Raw genomic sequence first — 17,365 nt, forward strand, 5'->3', positions numbered from 1 at the left:
GAAGTGTCGCCCTAAGTACATGAAAGCGCATAGATACGCCGGTTATTCCGACGATAGCAAAACTTTCTCAACTCCTACCCATGACTGCCCCATCCCCGGGCCGTACACTCGGCCAATGACGATGAACGACATTGGCGGTAACGCGGTGCTCATCGCTGCCGGGGGACGGAGCATTTTGCTGCAACTCGCCGACCCCGCAATTGGTCACGGCGTTGCGGACCACAGCGATTTTGTCGCCCGCCCACTGGACCGGTTGAACAACACGCTGAGCTTCGTTTATGCGATCTCGTTCGGTAGTCCCGACGAAGCGGCCGCGGCCACGAGGCGCGTGAACCATGCGCATGTGCCCGTGGAATCGGCCGGTTCGGGTGAGTCTCCGGCCTACAGCGCCTTCTCTCCTCACCTTCAGCTCTGGGTGGCTGCAACGCTCTACGACTCGGCCCTCACCATGCATGAGCTGGTCTACGGTCCGCTCGGCGACGCGGAATCCGATGCGTTCTATCAGGACTATCGCAAGATCGGCGCCGCCCTCCAGGTACCGGAAGGACTGTGGCCGTCCACTCGTGCTGACTTTCGCGTCTACTGGGCGAAGCGCCTCACGAGCCTCCGAACGGATGCCACCACCCGCGCTGTCGCCCACGACCTCCTCCACTCGCGCACCGGGCCGTTCTGGATGCGAGCCGGCCTTCCGCTCGCTCGCCTGGTCACGGCGGGCCTGCTGCCACCACCGGTTCGAGACATGTTCGACCTGCCGTGGTCCGAGGCGAGGCAGCGCCGATTCGACCGCGTGATTGGCGTCATTCGGGTGATCTACCCGCCACTTCCCCGACGCATCCGGCATTTTCCGAAGAATCACTACCTGCGTGCCCTGTCGGCAACAACACTGCCACCGCCCAGTGTGAGCGAGTCTCGGTAGACTGAAGTCCTCTGACCTCCGAGGTTTTCAATGACGCAGCATTCGGCATCCGACGCCCCCACCGATCTCGATAACATCGACCGGCAAATCGTGGCCGAGCTCAGCCGGGACGCCCGACTCTCGATGCGCGCCCTCGCTCTGAAGGTGCACATCTCGCGCACGGCCGCCCACACACGCGTGCAGCGCCTGGTTAGTCGGGGCGTCATTACGGGCTTCGGCGCCCAGACCGATCGCAAGTCTCTGGGCCTGCACGTCTCCGCGCTCGTGATCGTGAAGATTGCCGATGTCTCCTGGAGCGATATCGCCGGGCGGCTGGCCGCCCTGCCCTACGTGGAAAAAGCGCAGGCCGTGAGCGGCGACATCGACATCATCCTCACGGTGAATGCTCCGTCTCATGAGCTGCTGAGTCAGGCGATTTTGCGTGACATCCACAGCATGCCGGGTGTTGTGTCCACCCGGTCACACCTGATTCTGGAAGAAATCATGGGACAGAAGCCGGGGATAACGCCGGACGTTTGGCGCTAAATTCACTTTTTTCCAGGCAGAATGGGCGCACTCCGAGCCGTATGTAGCCAATCGTTCACAACTTATTTTTCGATGCCACACTGGGTCATTGAGGGCGCACCATTACCTCATGAGCCTCAATGTCGAGAGCACGCGCATCCCCACCGTGCTGGCCCCACCACCCCTGCGGTTGATTGATGATGCCGGGCATCCGGTTGATGAGAGTCAGACCGGCGGGTTCACTCTGCCAGACACCGCCACCCTGCTCAGCCTGTACCGGCGCATGGTGATTGCCCGCCGATTCGACGTTCAGGTGACGGCCCTCACGCGTCAGGGACGCCTCGCCACCTATCCCTCGGCTCTCGGCCAGGAGGCCTGCGAAATTGCCGCGGTATCGGCTCTCGATTCCGGTGACTGGTTGTTTCCCACCTATCGCGACAGCATTGCGCTCCTCACTCGCGGTGTGAAACCCGCCGATATTCTCGCCTCGTTTCGAGGCGATTGGCACAGCGGCTACGACTACTACGAGCACCGCATTGCCCCGCAGGCCACCCCGCTGGCCACGCAGGCGCTTCATGCCGTTGGCCTGGCAACCGCAGCCAAGCTCAAGCGCGACAGCACGGTGGCGTTGACGCTTCTCGGTGACGGTGCCACGAGCGAGGGTGATGCCCACGAGGCCTTCAACTTCGCCGCCGTGTGGCAGGCCCCGGTGGTCTTTCTGGTGCAGAATAACCAGTTCGCTATCAGTGTGCCCCTCGATAAGCAGATGGCGTGCCGCACGATCGCCGACAAGGCCATCGGCTACGGCATGCCCGGCTACTTCGTGGACGGCAACGACGTCGCTGCCATGTTTGCGGTCACCTCCGCCGCCGTTGACGCCGCACGGGCCGGCAAGGGACCCACGCTCATTGAAGGCCTCACCTATCGCATCGAGGCACACACCAATTCGGATGACCCGAGCCGGTATCGCAATGCCGCCGACGTGGATGTGTGGCGGGGTCGGGACCCGATCGAGCGGCTGGAAAAATTCCTGCTGTCCGAAGGCGCCCTGTCGGAGGCCGAACGTGCGTCAATTGCACAGGAGGCCGAAGATACGGCTGCTGCTACTCGCGAGTGCATGACGGTGCAGGCGGTGGTGGATCCACTGGAACTCTTTGAGCACGTGTATGCCAACCCCCGACCGGCTCTGGCCGAACAGCGCGCTGCCCTTGCCGCCGAACTCGCTGAGGACAGCGCCACCACTGCAGCCAGCACAGTTACTACAGATAGCACCGCCACTACAGCCAACACCGAGACGGATGCCCGCGCATGAGCCACACGATTGCCGGCGTCGCGACGCGCTCCCCCGAAACCCTCACCATGGCATCCGCTCTCAACGCCGCTATTCGTGACGCCATGACCGACGACCCCACCGTGGTGCTTTTTGGCGAAGACGTGGGGCCGCTTGGCGGGGTGTTCCGCGTGACCGACGGCCTGTACGCCGAGTTCGGCGAGACCCGGGTGAGCGATTCTCCCCTGGCGGAATCAGGAATCGTGGGCACGGCCATCGGCATGGCTATGTACGGCATGCGCCCGGTTGTCGAGATGCAGTTCGACGCCTTCAGCTACCCGGCATTTCAGCAGATCGTGTCGCACGTTGCCAAAATGCGTAACCGCACTCGCGGCAAGATTGCCCTTCCGATCGTTATTCGCATTCCCTATGCCGGCGATATTGGTGGTGTCGAGCACCACTCGGATTCCTCGGAGGCGTACTGGACCTCCACGCCCGGACTCACCGTTGTGTCCCCCTCAAACCCGGCCGATGCCTATTCCATGCTGCGCGAGGCGATCGCGAGCGATGATCCGGTGATCTTCATGGAACCCAAGAGCCGTTACTGGACCAAAGCCGAGCTCACCCTCCCCGTGACGACCGCGCCCATGGCGAGCGCCGTCATTCTTCGGGAAGGCACCGATGTCACCCTGCTCGCCTACGGACCCACGGTGAAGACCGCCCTGGCCACAGCGGAGCTTGCCACCGCCGAGGGACTCTCCATTGAGGTCATTGACCTGCGCAGCCTCTCTCCTTTTGACGATGCCACGGTGAGCGCTTCGCTGCGCAAAACCAGCCGCGTGGCCGTGATTCATGAGGCCGCACAGTTTGGCGGCTACGGCGCCGAGGTGGCTGCCCGTCTCACCGAACGCAACTTCTTCTACCTCGCCGCTCCCATTCTGCGCATCACCGGCTTCGACATTCCCTACCCCTCCCCCAAACTTGAAGAGTATTTTTTGCCCACGCCCGACCGTATTCTGGCCGCGATTTCGCGTTGGGAGTGGAGCTGATGCGCAACGATTTTCTCCTCCCCGACCTCGGTGAGGGCCTCACCGAGGCGGAGATCGTCTCGTGGCTGGTGGCGCCGGGCGACACCATCACCATTGACCAGCCTGTGGTGGAGGTGGAGTCGGCCAAGTCCGTGGTGGAGTTACCCTCACCGTTCGGGGGCATTGTCGAGAAGATCTTCGGTACTCCCGGAGAGACCATTCACGCGGGCCAGGTTCTGATCACGGTTGTCGATCCGGCCCACGCTGTCCTTGACGCTGCGCCTGACCCTGCGGATGACTCCGTGCCAGCCGCTGTGCCCGCCGCTGTGCCCGACACGGCACCCGGGGTGAGCGGTGCGGTTCTCATCGGGTACGGAACGACCGTGAGCACCCGGCCTGCTCGACGCGTCGTGCAGGGCAGATTCGGCACGCGGGCACCAACGGCCACTGCCACTGCCACTGCCACTGCCCCTGCTGTCCCCGTGCCGGTAACCGTCACCACGACACCGGAACCCTCTCCCCAAGCAGTGATCCAGCATCTCGACCCGTCCCGGCGCTCTCCCGTCGTGTCGCCTCTGGTGCGCCGTCTGGCCCGGGAGAACGGATTCGATGCGAGCCAGCTCCTGGGCACCGGACGCAACGGACTCGTCGTTCGCACCGACGTGCAGGCCTTTCTCCACGCGGTCCCGGCGAGCGCTCCGGTCGTGACCGTTCCGGATCCCCTGCCCGCGGCATCCGCTGTGAACACCCCGCTCGCGAGCGAGAGCGTGCGCATTCCCATCACCGGCCTGCGCAAGGTCGTGGCGCAACGACTCACCACGTCGCGCCGCGAGATTCCCGAGGCCACCATCTGGCTCGACGTTGACGCCACCGAACTCTTCGTGGCCCGCGATCGACTCCTCGCGGCAACCGGTGAACGCTTCAGCGTGACCGCCCTCATCGCCCGCTTCGTGGTGGCTGGTCTCCGCCGCTACCCGCTCTTGAACTCCTCGGTGGATACCGCGAGCCAGGAGATTCTGCAGCATGGAGCCATCAACCTGGGTCTCGCCGCCCAGACACCCCGCGGACTCATGGTTCCGGTCGTTCATGGTGCCCACGCCATGACCACGCGACAACTGCGGGACGCCATTGCCGGACTCGTGGTGAGCGCGGCCGACGGCACCTTCCCGCCGGCCGCGCTCACCGGAGGAACGTTCACGCTCAACAACTTTGGCTCACTCGGTGTTGACGGCTCCGCTGCAATCATCAACCATCCCGAAGCCGCGATGCTCGGCATTGGGCGCATGATCGAGCGCCCGTGGGTGGTCAATCACGAACTCGCGGTACGAACCGTCGTGGAACTCTCCATGGTGTTCGACCACCGGGTGTGTGATGGCGGAACCGCCGCGGGGTTCCTCACCTTCGTGGCGGGGTGCATCGAGAATCCCGTGTCGTTGCTGGCCGAACTGTGAGGCGTTGGTCGGCGGCGCTTCGCTAGAGCAGACCAAGAAAACGGGCGGCGATAACGACACAGCAGAGGTCAATGGCGAGAAAGACTCCGACCCAGAAGAGGCCCGGCACGTGGGTGAGCCGTGCCAGCTGGTCGGCGTCCGAGGCTCCGGCCGACCCGAGCGACCTCGACCGTTGCAGTTCCAGCACGGTACGCAGCGCCCCGACCAGCAGAAACACGGTGAGGATCAGCGCAAAAATGCTCTGCACCTGGGACGTGCCGAACCAGGTCACGGCAAAGATCACCCCACCGGCTACGAGAACCGACCACAGTCCGAACCAGTTGCGGATCTGAACCAGAAGCAGCAACAGTGCCGCCAGTAGTAGCCACAGCAGCGCCACATCGTAACCGCGGCCGAGGAGCCACGCGGCACCCACCCCGAGCAGCGCCGGGGCCGGGTACCCGGCTAGCAGGGTGAACGCCATACCGGGTCCTCGCGGTCGACCCCGACTCACGGTGAGACCCGAGGTATCGCTGTGCAAGCGGATGCCGCTGAGCCTTCGTCTGCTCAGGGTGGCCGCCACCCCATGCCCACCCTCGTGCACAATGGTGATGCCGTGACGGGTCACCCGCCACATCGCGGGAACGAGGACGAGAAGTGTGGCCGCCACCACGCTGGACCACGCCGCAATGAGGTTCAGTGGAGCATGCGGCTGGGTCAGGCTGTCCCCGAGTGCCCACAGTGCGTCCATGCATTCCACACTAGGTGAGCGGTTCCCTCCCCCTGCGCAGGGCGCACTGCCTAGCCGGGGTTGTGGTCGCCGAAGCCCCGCGCTCGGACGCGGGCTTGGGCTGTGGGCGACGGCCCAGGCCGCAAGGCATTCGGAACGGTCGGTGCCGACCAGGACAACCGCACGCCCTCCCCCGGTTCGCTCTTCACCTCAAACCGGCCGCCACAGATTCGAGCCCGCTGCCGCAGGTTGTCGAGGCCGCTGGACCGCACCGGCTGGGTGAACCCCTGCCCGTTATCGACGATCAACAGTCGAATACGGCCATGATCGGCGGTGACAGAGATTCGTACGCTCGTCGCCGCGGCGTGCCGGGTGACATTACTGAGCGCCTCGGTGATGACGGCCAGCAGATTCTCCGTAAGAGACTCCCCCAGATCGGCATCGATGGGGCCCGACAGCCGAATGTTCGGTGCAAACGTCAATGATCGGGTGCCCGCCGAGATCACCGCAAGAATCTTGCTGCTCATGCTTGCCGAGTCCTTCGACGCCCCCCGAAGCGAGTAGATGGTGTCCCGCAGCTCGTGGATCGTGCTGTCCAGCTCCACGGTCACGGCGGCAATGCGCTCCAGCGCCACCGGGTCGTCGGTGAATCGCCGGAGACTCTGCATGCTCAGCCCAGCCGCAAAGAGGCACTGAATCACGAGGTCGTGCAGGTCGCGGGCAATGCGGTCCCGATCCCCGAAGACCGCCTGCTGCTCGCGCATGCGGTGCACGTTCGCGAGTTCCAGTCCGAGTGCCACGTAGGAACCGAAGACCGCACTCATCTCAACATCGGTTGCACTGAAGGGGCTGGATCCGGGCGCGCGAGCGAGCAACAACACGCCCTGCCCCTCACCGGGCGGGCCAAGAGCAACGAGCAGCGTGTGCCCGAGGTTCGGACAGCCCCGAAGATCGGCCGCGACCGACGGGTCAATGACCTGCGACAACGCTGTCAGCACGGTCGACACCCCCGTAGCCCGCACCTGGGCCAGTGCTGTCACGCCCATGGCAACGCTCCGGCCGATCACAGCGGATGCCCCGGCGCCGGCACCCGCCGCGCAGAACACCGTGTCAGTTTCATCGGTCGGCAATCCCACGAGGGCAAGCACGGAATCTGACTCGAACATCGCGCGCTGGGCCACAGTGACGAGGCCGCTCCCGCCGTCGTCATCATCATTATCGAAAGATCGCAGCAGGTCTCGCGCCATGTCCGCACAGGCCTCGAGCCACGCCGCTCGGCGGCGCGCCTCGTCGAAGAGGCGCGCGTTCTCAATGGCGACTCCCGCCGCTGCGGCGAGCGCCACGGCGAGTTCCTGGTCCTCCGGGGTGAAATCACCACCCCCCTCCTTCTCGGTGAGATAAAGGTTGCCAAACACCACATCACGCACCCGAACGGGAACCCCAAGAAACGAGACCATCGGTGGGTGATGTTCCGGAAACCCGGCCGCCGCGGGATGCTGGCCCAGATCATGCAGGCGGATGGGTTGGGGTTCGCGAATGAGGAGTCCCAGCACACCCTTGCCTACCGGTAACGGACCGACCTTCCGCACCGTCTCCTCGTCAAAACCCACGGTGATGAAGTGCGAGAGACTCTGGTTCTCCCCAATGACACCGAGTGCCCCATACTGCGCGTTCAGAAGCTGGCAGGCAGACTCAACCACACGTTTAAGAACCGCATCGAGGCTGAGGTCCTCGGCAATCGACACGACCGCGCTCACCAGACCGCGAATACGCTCCTGCGTCGCCATCAGCTCATCCGCACGCCCCACCAGTTGCTGCAGGAGGTCTTCGATTCGCGTACTCCCGGCGTGCGGCACGGTTTCAGCCACGAGCACGGTTTCATCCAGTGGCACGCTGCCGTGAGGCACCGCTCCCGCAGGCAGATCAGCCAGCTGGTCTTCCATAGCGCAGCCCCACTTTCGATGCCGGAATGTGTCGAGGCTCACTCTGGCAGGTATTGGGCCCGACAACCAGCCGGATCGCTCGGGGACTCACATCAGCTATGCTTCCGCCGCTCCAAAAAAGCGTCCATTCGTCGAAACTTCTCCGGCGATTCAAACAGAATGGCCTGGGACTCATTGTCAACGAGCGGATGCGCGTCGAGCGGAGCGTGGAACACCTTCTTGGCCAGCTGGGTGGCGAGCGGATCCTGAGCTCCGATGCGATCGGCTAGGGCGTGCGCGGCGGCGAGAAGATCGACCGACTCGTGTACCTCGGTCACGAGGTGCACGGCGAGCGCCTCGTCGGCGGTCAGGATACGTCCGGCCAGAATGATTTCCTTTGCCACCGGTTCGCCCACAAGTTGCGCGAGCCGCCAGAGTGCCCCGGCGGCCGGCAGAATACCCAGCGCCGTCTCGGGGTTGCCGAGCCTGACGGTTGTGGAGGCAATGCGAAAGTCGGCCGCATACGCGAGTTCGGCTCCGCCGCCCAGCGCCCAACCGTCCAGAGCGGCGATAACCGGCATGGGCAGTCGTGCAATGCGGGAAAAGAGCCCGGAGTTGATGCCCCGCAGAGCATCGGCTTCGCGCCGCTCTCGCAGCTGCGCAATATCGGCGCCGGACGCAAAGACGCCGTTGCTTCCCGACAGAATAAGGATGCGCGGCTCGCGTTCGAGTTCCGCACACACGGCGTGCAGCTCATCGATCATGGTCTGGTCGATCGCGTTTCGCACCTCGGGCCGGTGCAGTTGCACATGGATCCGGTCCGGGGCACGGTCAACCAGCAGCGTCGTTGGTTCCGCAGTCACTCCGGGTGTAGTCGGCTCAGACACCGGTTCAGAAGAAGTCATCGGGGGTGCCGGCTGCCTTCGTCACCTCATCGGTGCCGATTCGCGCGGCGGTGAGCTTGGCCATGGCCACGCGCAGCCCGGATTCCATCTGCGCGGACCACACCTCGATCTCACGACGGGCGGCATCGGCGGCATCCGCTCTCGCTAATGCCTTTTCCTTCTCCTCGCGCTCGTTCTTCACCTGCTGAATGCTGAGCGTAATACCATAATACGCGGCCACCATGGAGGCGATCGGAGTGGCAATGACCGCGAGGGCGTTGATGCTCTCACTCGTGACACTCACGATGATCATCACAATAAAGGCAACAGCCAACGACACCATGCCCACGAGAACCACGAGGGCTACGTTTGCCGGTGCCTTGACGCCAGGAACGGATGCCGCCGGCTGCGGAGTCGACGGGGCCTGTGGCACGTCTGTGCCCTGCGTTACTGAGCCTGACTGCCCCAGATTCAGAACCTTGGTCTCCGCCTCGTTCCGCAGACCCGACTCGGCAGCGAGTGCTGACGTAGACGTGCGCGGGGGCTTGGCTGTGGGCAAATCAGTCATGGTTTACTCCGTCATCCGTATAGTGGGGGTCGCTTCATTGTGGTGCGACTACGCAGTGGGGTCAAGAATGGTGGGTGCAGAGTTCAGAAACACTCGCTTGTAGCTTCGGCCATCGTCGAGTTGCACGGTCTGGCTCGTGAGCTTGCCGCGTGATACCTGCAGATACACGGCCTGGGCACTCACACCCAGCTGCGCGGCGGCTTCGGCAACCGAGAGTCCCGGCAGGTCGGTGGGCACGCTGCTCGGGCGCACGGAGCGTTTGCGGCCAGCGAGCAGCCGTGCTGAGATCTCCTCATCGGTCCCGGCCCACCGCCAGCGGGCGGCTGCCGGCTTGAGACCGGCGGCTTCCGCAATCTCGTCCCAGGTGGACCCGCCCTCAACGGCCGCGCGCACACTGGTGAGCATCACCGGGTCGGCTTCGAGTTCGTGCAGGAGAGCGCGGACGGCACGGAGGCGCTCAAGAGGTGCGCCGTCTCCCCGTGCGGATTCGCCGGACAGGGAGTGCACGGCGTTGAGGGCCGCTCGCGTGCCGGGGGCCAGAAAGTCAGTCACGATAGGCAGGTCTCCTCAGCGGGCAGGCAGGTCGGGAACGTGCGCCTCGGGTCCGGCTTCGCCGCCGAGCGCCTGCGCGAGGCGCTCACGGGCGCGCCCCAGATGGTCATCCAGGAGGTGAGCCGCTGCTTCGCTCTGGCCGTGCCGAATATGATCAAGGATCATGTCGTGCTCCGAGTGGATGAGGCCCGGGGAGAGCAGGTTGAGGCTCTGCACCCGGGTCATACACAGGCGCACCTCGCTCACCAGGGATCGATACATCTTGCTCATGCGCTCGTTCCCCATGGCGTCGATGAGGCTGAGGTGAAACCGCATGTCCGGTTCCACGAGATCCAGCGGCGAGGCATCGGTCAGCGCGGCTATTTGCTGGTTCGCGAGCACGGCATCCGGTGGCACCGTTTGCGTGGCGGCGAGCCGGCGAAGAACCTCGCACTCGAGGTAAGCCCGGGCCAGGTAGATGTCGCGCACCGCGTCGGGGCCAAGCTCCGCCACGCGTGCGGTCTTGTGCGCGCCGCGCACGAGCAGCCCTTCACTCACGAGGCGCTCAATGGCGGCCTTGGCCGTGGGTCTGGCCACGTCGTAGGAGGCGGCAAGATCGGTTTCGGTGAGCGCTACCTGCGCGGTGAGCTCACCCGCGAACAGGCGCGTGCGCAGATCGGCGGCGATGGCATCAACAATCGATGTGGCCGCAACGGAAATGACCACGGGTCCACCTTTCCCAACGTATTTATTCAATCTTGCCAGACAAGATCGAGGATGGCATTGACAGACATGCACACTTGTAAGACAATTTAGCCATCGCCACCTGAATGTGGCGCAACCTCAGTGTGGAGACCTCATCATTCAGACCAGCCTCGCTCTCGCCCTCGCGGCGCCGCCGCTCACAACCTCTTTCCTCGCAGCGACTACAGACCCCTTCCTGCAGATCACCGATCCGCTTTTCGGCAATCTGGCACTGTCGGCACTCTGCGCCGCCCTGCCCCTCATCCTGCTTTTCGTTCTGCTCGGCGTCTTTCGAATGAAAGCGCACAAAGCCGCACTCGCCGGCTTGCTGCTCTCCATCGTGCTGGCCATTGTCGGCTGGCAGATGCCGATCGGTCAGGCTCTGAGCGCGGCCGGCGCCGGAGCGTTCTACGGGCTGGTCCCCATTCTGTGGATCCTCGTGAATGCGCTCTGGATCTACAAGCTCACCGTGGCCACACCCTGGTTTGAGGTGCTGGGCCGCACCATTCGGTCGATCTCCAATGACCTGCGCATCCTGGCCATCCTCATCGCGTTCTGCTTCGGTGCTCTGCTCGAGTCGCTCGCCGGCTTCGGTGCCCCGGTTGCCATCTCGGCGGCCATGCTCATGGCGGCGGGCATGAAACCGCTGAAGTCGGCCATTGTCTCGCTGCTGGCCAATACCGCCCCCGTCGCTTTTGGCGCCATGGCCGCGCCGATCATTGCGCTCAACGGTGTCACGGGCCTTCCCATTCACGAACTGTCGCAGATGACCGGACGCCAGACACCGTTCATTGCCGTGCTCGTTCCGCTCATTCTCGTGTTCATCGTGGATGGCAAGCGTGGGCTGAAGCAGACCTGGCCGGTGGCGCTGGTGGCCGGACTCGTTTTTGGTCTCGCCCAGTTCGTCACCTCCAACTTCTTTGCCGTGGAGCTCACAGACGTCGTTGCCGCCGTGGCTACCGTCGGTGCCGTGCTGCTGATGCTGCGTTTCTGGCAGCCCACCGAAACAATTGGCCTCTCCCCCGATGAGGCTGCCGTTCTCGTAGGATCCGAGACGGTGCCCAGCTCGAACACCGCAACCGTTCGGGGTGCTGCGTCGTCACGGTCGTCCATGACACAGCCTTCGACAACACAGCCTTCGACAACACAGCCCGCCACAACACAGCCCGCGACATCCGCTGCTACAGCCACGGGGGCGATTGCGAGCATCGCTCGGGTTGCTCGACCTCGCACCAGCCAGGTGATGCTGTCCATTGCGCCGTACCTGATCATCATGACGATCTTCTCGATTGCGCAGATTCCGGCGATCAAGGCGTGGCTGTCCGTGGTCGGCAGCGTGACATTCCAGTGGCCCGGCCTGAACGTTGCCAACTCGGCCGGCGATCCCGTGCCGGCACAGATGTTCAAGCTCGACCATTTCAAGGCCACCGGTACGCTGCTCTTCTTCTCTGGCCTGCTCACCATGGCGCTCTATCGCGTCTCCCCGCGCCGCGGACTCACCATTTACTGGGACACCCTCGTGCAGTTGCGTTGGACGATCGTGACCGTCACCGCCGTTCTTGCCCTGTCGTTCGTGATGAACCTCTCCGGCCAGACCAACACCCTCGGTGTGGCGCTGGCCACCACCGGTGGATTCTTCGCGGTACTCTCGCCGCTGATCGGGTGGATTGGCGTGGCCCTCACGGGTTCTGACACCTCGTCCAACTCGCTCTTCGGGCAGCTGCAGGTAACCGCGGCAACCCAGACCGGACTCTCGCCGCTGCTCATGGCGGCTGCCAACTCCTCGGCCGGCGTGCTCGGCAAGATGCTGTCCCTGCAAAACCTGGCCGTGGCCGCCGCTGCCGTGGGTATGGCCGGGTCCGAGAGCCTCCTGTTTCGCAAACTCATCGGCTGGAGCCTCGGCCTACTCGTGCTCATCACGATTCTGATCCTGCTGCAGTCAACCCCCGTACTCGGATGGATGGTGCCCTAATCTCTCACTCCACAGTTTCCGCCACAGCTGCTGTCGCCACCCTCGATGCTCTGCGCGGGGCGGTCACCGACTCCGACCGGGTGCTCACCCGGGCAATCGATCGGCACGCGAATGCGCACGACGCGTCGCACTTCCTGCTGATTCCCCAGGCCGTGGTGGTGGCGGCCGATGCCGCCGAGGTGGGCCGGTTGTTACGAGCGAGTGCCGCTCAGGGCGTGCCGCTCACGTTTCGCTCCGGCGGGACAAGCCTCAGCGGTCAGGCACTCACCGACGGCGTGCTCGTGGATGTTCGTCGTAATTTCAAGCGTGTCGACGTGCTGGACGGCGGCATGCGGGTGCGGGTGCAGCCCGGAGTCACGGTTCGCGCGCTCAATGCACGTCTGGCGCGCTTCGGACGCAAGTTCGGTCCGGACCCGGCCAGCGAGGCCGCCTGCACCATTGGTGGGGTCGTTGCCAACAATTCCTCGGGCATGGCCTGTGGCACGGTCGACAACACCTACCAGACGCTCGAGTCCCTCACCGTGGTGTTGCCGAGCGGCACGGTGATTGACACGGGCGAAGCGGATGCCGACGCGCGCCTCCGCGCCCTCGAGCCCGAACTCCACGAGGGCCTCGTGCGCCTCTCCCGCCGTGTGCGCTCGAATCCGGCCTCGGTCGCCACCATCCGGCACCAGTTCTCCATGAAGAACACCATGGGCTACGGCGTCAATTCCTTCCTCGACTTCGAACGCCCGGTCGACATTCTCGCTCACCTCATCGTGGGCAGCGAGGGCACCCTCGGGTTTGTCGCCGAAGCCGTCTTCCGCACGATCCCCATCCAGTCGCACGTCACCACCGGCCTGCTGGTGTTTCCCGATCTGGAGGCCGCCAACGCTTCTCTCTCGGCTCTCGTGCAGGCGGGCGCCGCCACGCTCGAGCTCATGGATGCCCGCTCGCTGCGCGTGGGCCAGGGTCTCGACGAGACCCCTGCCGTCATTCGCGACCTTGCCGTGAAAGAGCACGCCGCACTGCTGGTGGAGTTTCATGCCGATACCGCCGACGGCCTCGCCGACACCAGTGCGGCCGGTCTCGAGCTGATGCCCACTCTGGGACTGAGCACGCCTGCACTTTTCAGCACCGACGCATCCGTTCGAAAAGAACTGTGGCACCTGCGCAAGGGGCTGTATGCGGCCGTGGCTGGCGCTCGTCCGGCCGGCACGACCGCGCTGCTGGAAGACGTGGTGGTTCCCGTGCCCGCCCTCGGTCCCACCTGCATTGAGCTGATTGACCTGTTCGATCAGTATGGGTACGAGGACACCGTGATCTTTGGCCACGCCAAGGATGGCAACATTCACTTCATGCTGACCGACGGGTTCACCGGCACCGAGTCGATCGAACGGTACCGGGCGTTCACCGAAGACATGGTGGATCTCGTGCTCGGCGAGGGCGGGTCCCTCAAAGCCGAGCACGGCACGGGTCGCGTCATGGCTCCCTATGTGCGCCGCCAGTATGGCGATGAGCTCTATGACGTGATGCGCTCGCTCAAGGTGCTCTGTGACCCCACCGGTATGCTCAACCCCGGCGTGATCATGAACGACGACCCCGACGTGCACCTGCGCGACATTAAGACCACCCCGCTCGTTGCCGAGGAGGTTGACCGCTGCGTCTCCTGCGGCTATTGCGAACCGGTCTGCCCGAGTCGGGAGCTCACCCTCACGCCTCGGCAGCGCATCGTCACGCTGCGCGCTATCGAACAGGCGAAGATTGACGGTGACACTGAGCTGGCCGCCGAGCTGTCGAAGGACTACACCTACAGCGCGGTGGAGACCTGTGCCGTCGACGGCATGTGTCAGACCGCCTGCCCGGTGAACATCGACACGGGCAGTCTCGTGAAGCGGCTGCGCCGGGCGCAACCAAAACCCGTGCAGGAAAAGGTGTGGAACGCGGCCGCGAAGAACTGGGGAACGGTTACGCGCGGAGCGGGCCTCGCGCTCTCCGTGGTTGCTCACGTGCCCACGCCGCTGGTGCTGGGTCCCAATCGTCTCGCCCGCGTGGTTCTGGGTACCGACACCGTTCCCCTGTATTCACCCGAACTTCCGGCCGGCGGTCCCACCCGGCAGCGTCCGGCCCCCGCGGTTCCGGCCCTCGGGATGGTGGAAGCCGTGTATTTTCCGGCCTGTGTGAGCACCATGTTCGGTCCAGCGGATGCCGCATCCCCCGGCGTGCAGGTGAGCTTCGAGCAGCTCTGCGCTCGCGTTGGCGTCACCCTCGTTGTCCCGCCCGAGATTGACGGTCTGTGCTGCGGAACTCCATGGGCCTCGAAGGGGCTCATCACGGGGCAGGCCACCATGCGGGCGAACACCCTGACCGCGCTCCGCCTCGCCACCCGGAACGGGGCTCTCCCCATCATCTGTGACGCGTCATCGTGCACGGAGGGTCTTCGTTCCACGATCGAGAGCGATGAGAACGAACCCTCGATGCGCGTGATGGACGCGGTGGAGTTCGCGGCCACACGCATCCTCCCGAATCTGCCCGCGTACGAGAAGCTCGAATCTCTCGCGCTGCACCCCACGTGCTCGTCCACGCGGCTCGGAATCAACGATTCTCTGCGCGTCGTCGCCGAGGGGGTTGCAGTCCGAGTGGATGTGCCGGAGAACTGGGGCTGTTGCGGGTTCGCTGGCGATCGCGGCATGCTGCATCCCGAGCTCACCGAGTCGGCCACGCGCACGCAGGCCGCGGAAGTGGCGGAGTTTGGCTCCGTCGCCCACGCCTCCTGCAACCGCACCTGCGAGCTCGGGATGACTCGGGCCACCCAGGAACCGTATCGTCACGTGCTGGAACTTCTGGCCGATCTTACGGCTGCTCCCCTTCCGCAGTCCGCACCTTCCGTCCCGCTGGTCGTGCCCCTGCCCGCTTAGCACCAAGCGACCCCCGCGAGCCGACCTCGAGACGCCCCCCTTTTCGCTGGTCGAGCCTGTCCAGACCCCGCGAGCCAACCTCGAGACGCCCCCCCTTTTTCGCTGGTCGAGCCTGTCGAGACCCCGCAACTCAACCTCGAGACGCGCCCCCCTTTTTCGCTGGTCAAGACCCCGCGAGCCAACCTCAGGAACACTCCCATTTTCGCTGGTCGAGCTTGTCGAGACCCCGCAACTCAACCTCGAGACGCGCACCCCTTTTCGCTGGTCGACACCTCGCGAGCCGACCTCAGGAACGCCCCCATTTTCGCTGGTCGAGCCTGTCGAGACCCCGCGAGCCGACCTCGATACGCTCCCGTCGCATCCGCTGATCGGTACATGAGGTGTTCTCATGAATGTCGGTGGTGCCTGCTTGACTTGGGTTATGGAGAACAACGACGAAGTGCCTCCAGAGGAGGATGCCGCGGGACTTGTCCCGCCCGACCCACCAGCACCAACCATCCCCAGTTTGCCGATCCCTGGTCAGTTGGCGATCACCACCGGTGACATTCGGCCCTGTGACGTGCCGCGGGTGAGGCGGGTGATTGATAAGGGTCAGAACATTCTGCTGGAGAGCATCACGGCCTTTGACCGCCTCATCAACTCCGCTCATGCCGCCCGTGCCACTGTCATTGCTGGCGCGCACCTGTGGACCACCAGTACCGCGCAGACCGGTCGCCCGAACGGCTCGCACGACCTCAGCGAATTTCAGTGGTCTGATGCCACCGCAGCGCATGAGGGGTTCGTGGCGGAACTGGCGGCGTTACTGACCATCTCGGAAGGTTCCGCCCGCAACCTCCTTACCGAAAGTGAGGTGTTACAAAACACTCTGCCCGGTACCCGCCGGGCCCTGCAGGCGGGAGACATCAGCTACCGTCACGCGCAGGTAATCATCGACAACGCTCTCTCCTTGCCCGATGCGTCGCACGGCGACTACGAAACGGAGGTCCTCACCAACGCCGCCACGCTCACCGTCCCGCAACTAAAGAAAAAAGCCATCACCGTGCGCGAACTCACCCACCCCGACAGTATCCGCGCCCGGCACCGAACAGCCCTGACCGATCGGTGCCTGCACGTGCAACCCGCCCGGGACGCCATGGCCTACCTTGACCTCACCCTCTCCAACGACGATGCGGCCGCCATCAACGACCGCATCGACACCCTCGCCCGCAGCCTGCAAACCACCGACGAAGACCGCACCCTCACCCAGTTACGCTGCGACGTGGCCGTTGACCTGCTCCTGAAAGGCGTCACCGAAACCGGTCTCGGTGCTGGCATCACCGGCAACGTTTACGTCACCGTGCCCGTACTCACCCTCATGGGCAAAGGAAACGAACCGGCGATGCTCGAAGGGTTCGGACCCATCGACCCCGACACGGCCCGCCGCATCGCCGGCACCGCCACCGGGTTTCACCGCCTCCTCATCCACCCCGAAACCGGTGCCGTGCTCTCCTTCGGCAAAGACACCTACCGTGTTCCGGCAGCCCTGCGCCGCTACCTCGAAGTACGCGACGAAACATGCCGCTTCGTGGGCTGCAACAAAAGCGCCCGGCACTGCGACATGGACCACACCCTCGCCTGGCAACACGGCGGCGATACCACCTTCACCAACCTCGCCGCCCTCTGCCGACGAAGCCACAAAATCAAACACGAAACCGGGTGGAACGTCACCCAAGACACCACCGGCACCCTCACCTGGACCAGCCCCGCCGGCAAACACTACGCCACCCACCCCGCCAGCAGGCTCCGCCCCCCGGTCCTCCCGCCAGAACTCACCCCACCCCCAGAAAAGGCGCCCTACCTCAACCCCTGGACCCAACCCATCACCTTCCCCACCAACGCCCCCTTCTAAAGACGGGAGACCCAAGGAGAACTCAAGGCCAGCAGAACCTTCTAGAAGACTGAGCAGCTCCGGGCGTTAACGCCCGGAGAG

At 64.5% G+C, this 17,365-nt stretch carries 14 protein-coding genes; 8 read left to right on the forward strand and 6 right to left on the reverse strand.

Translation table 11 applies throughout. The annotated features are described in order from the left end of the window. The first annotated feature begins 115 nt into the window (after nt 1-115). The 5 genes from H4V99_RS10425 (at nt 116) to H4V99_RS10445 (ending at nt 5,169) form a co-directional block, all read left to right on the forward strand. Nucleotides 116-916, forward strand: coding sequence for an oxygenase MpaB family protein (locus H4V99_RS10425; protein ID WP_280678019.1), 801 nt, complete (start codon nt 116-118; stop codon nt 914-916). A 30-nt stretch (nt 917-946) separates the two neighbouring features. Further along, the gene (locus tag H4V99_RS10430) at nt 947-1,441 is read left to right on the forward strand and encodes an Lrp/AsnC family transcriptional regulator (RefSeq protein ID WP_280678021.1); all 495 of its coding nucleotides are present in this window, start codon (nt 947-949) and stop codon (nt 1,439-1,441) included. Nucleotides 1,442-1,550: 109 nt separating this feature from the next. Then, nucleotides 1,551-2,732, forward strand: coding sequence for a pyruvate dehydrogenase (acetyl-transferring) E1 component subunit alpha (gene pdhA / locus H4V99_RS10435; protein ID WP_280678023.1), 1,182 nt, complete (start codon nt 1,551-1,553; stop codon nt 2,730-2,732). Further along, a complete protein-coding gene (locus tag H4V99_RS10440; RefSeq protein ID WP_280678024.1) occupies nt 2,729-3,739 on the forward strand; it encodes an alpha-ketoacid dehydrogenase subunit beta in 1,011 nt (336 codons plus the stop codon). The genes pdhA and H4V99_RS10440 overlap by 4 nt, the downstream gene beginning before the upstream one ends. Continuing rightward, a complete protein-coding gene (locus tag H4V99_RS10445; protein WP_280678025.1) occupies nt 3,739-5,169 on the forward strand; it encodes a dihydrolipoamide acetyltransferase family protein in 1,431 nt (476 codons plus the stop codon). Before H4V99_RS10440 ends, H4V99_RS10445 begins: the two co-directional genes overlap by 1 nt. Nucleotides 5,170-5,191: 22 nt before the next feature. Here the strand turns inward: H4V99_RS10445 and H4V99_RS10450 are convergent, their stop codons facing one another. From H4V99_RS10450 to H4V99_RS10475, 6 genes are all read right to left on the reverse strand, one after another. After that, on the reverse strand, nt 5,192-5,899 hold the full coding sequence (locus H4V99_RS10450) for a M50 family metallopeptidase (protein ID WP_280678027.1): 708 nt from the start codon (nt 5,897-5,899) through the stop codon (nt 5,192-5,194). Nucleotides 5,900-5,949: 50 nt separating this feature from the next. After that, the gene (locus H4V99_RS10455) at nt 5,950-7,821 is read right to left on the reverse strand and encodes a GAF domain-containing sensor histidine kinase (protein ID WP_280678029.1); all 1,872 of its coding nucleotides are present in this window, start codon (nt 7,819-7,821) and stop codon (nt 5,950-5,952) included. Between the two features lie 92 nt (nt 7,822-7,913). Beyond that, nucleotides 7,914-8,663 carry an enoyl-CoA hydratase/isomerase family protein gene (locus H4V99_RS10460; protein WP_280678031.1) on the reverse strand — a complete coding sequence of 250 codons (750 nt, stop codon included), beginning with the start codon at nt 8,661-8,663 and terminating at the stop codon, nt 7,914-7,916. 28 nt (nt 8,664-8,691) lie between these two features. Continuing rightward, nucleotides 8,692-9,252, reverse strand: a complete 561-nt coding sequence (locus H4V99_RS10465; protein WP_280678033.1) for a hypothetical protein — start codon at nt 9,250-9,252, stop codon at nt 8,692-8,694. Between the two features lie 48 nt (nt 9,253-9,300). Continuing rightward, nucleotides 9,301-9,804 carry a hypothetical protein gene (locus H4V99_RS10470; protein ID WP_280678035.1) on the reverse strand — a complete coding sequence of 168 codons (504 nt, stop codon included), beginning with the start codon at nt 9,802-9,804 and terminating at the stop codon, nt 9,301-9,303. Between the two features lie 15 nt (nt 9,805-9,819). Continuing rightward, on the reverse strand, nt 9,820-10,509 hold the full coding sequence (locus H4V99_RS10475; protein WP_280678037.1) for a GntR family transcriptional regulator: 690 nt from the start codon (nt 10,507-10,509) through the stop codon (nt 9,820-9,822). 214 nt (nt 10,510-10,723) lie between these two features. On the opposite strand from H4V99_RS10475, the gene H4V99_RS10480 reads away from it, so the two are divergent. The 3 genes from H4V99_RS10480 to H4V99_RS10490 all read left to right on the forward strand — a co-directional run bounded on the left by H4V99_RS10480 (nt 10,724) and on the right by H4V99_RS10490 (nt 17,284). Then, a complete protein-coding gene (locus H4V99_RS10480) occupies nt 10,724-12,499 on the forward strand; it encodes an L-lactate permease (protein ID WP_280680070.1) in 1,776 nt (591 codons plus the stop codon). Further along, nucleotides 12,484-15,396, forward strand: coding sequence for an FAD-binding and (Fe-S)-binding domain-containing protein (locus tag H4V99_RS10485; protein ID WP_280678039.1), 2,913 nt, complete (start codon nt 12,484-12,486; stop codon nt 15,394-15,396). The genes H4V99_RS10480 and H4V99_RS10485 overlap by 16 nt, the downstream gene beginning before the upstream one ends. 421 nt (nt 15,397-15,817) lie before the next feature. Continuing rightward, entirely contained in the window at nt 15,818-17,284 is a 1,467-nt protein-coding gene (locus tag H4V99_RS10490; RefSeq protein ID WP_280678041.1) for an HNH endonuclease signature motif containing protein, read from the forward strand. Nucleotides 17,285-17,365: the final 81 nt, after the last annotated feature.

Source organism: Cryobacterium sp. CG_9.6 (genome assembly GCF_029893365.1).
Classification (GTDB): domain Bacteria; phylum Actinomycetota; class Actinomycetes; order Actinomycetales; family Microbacteriaceae; genus Cryobacterium.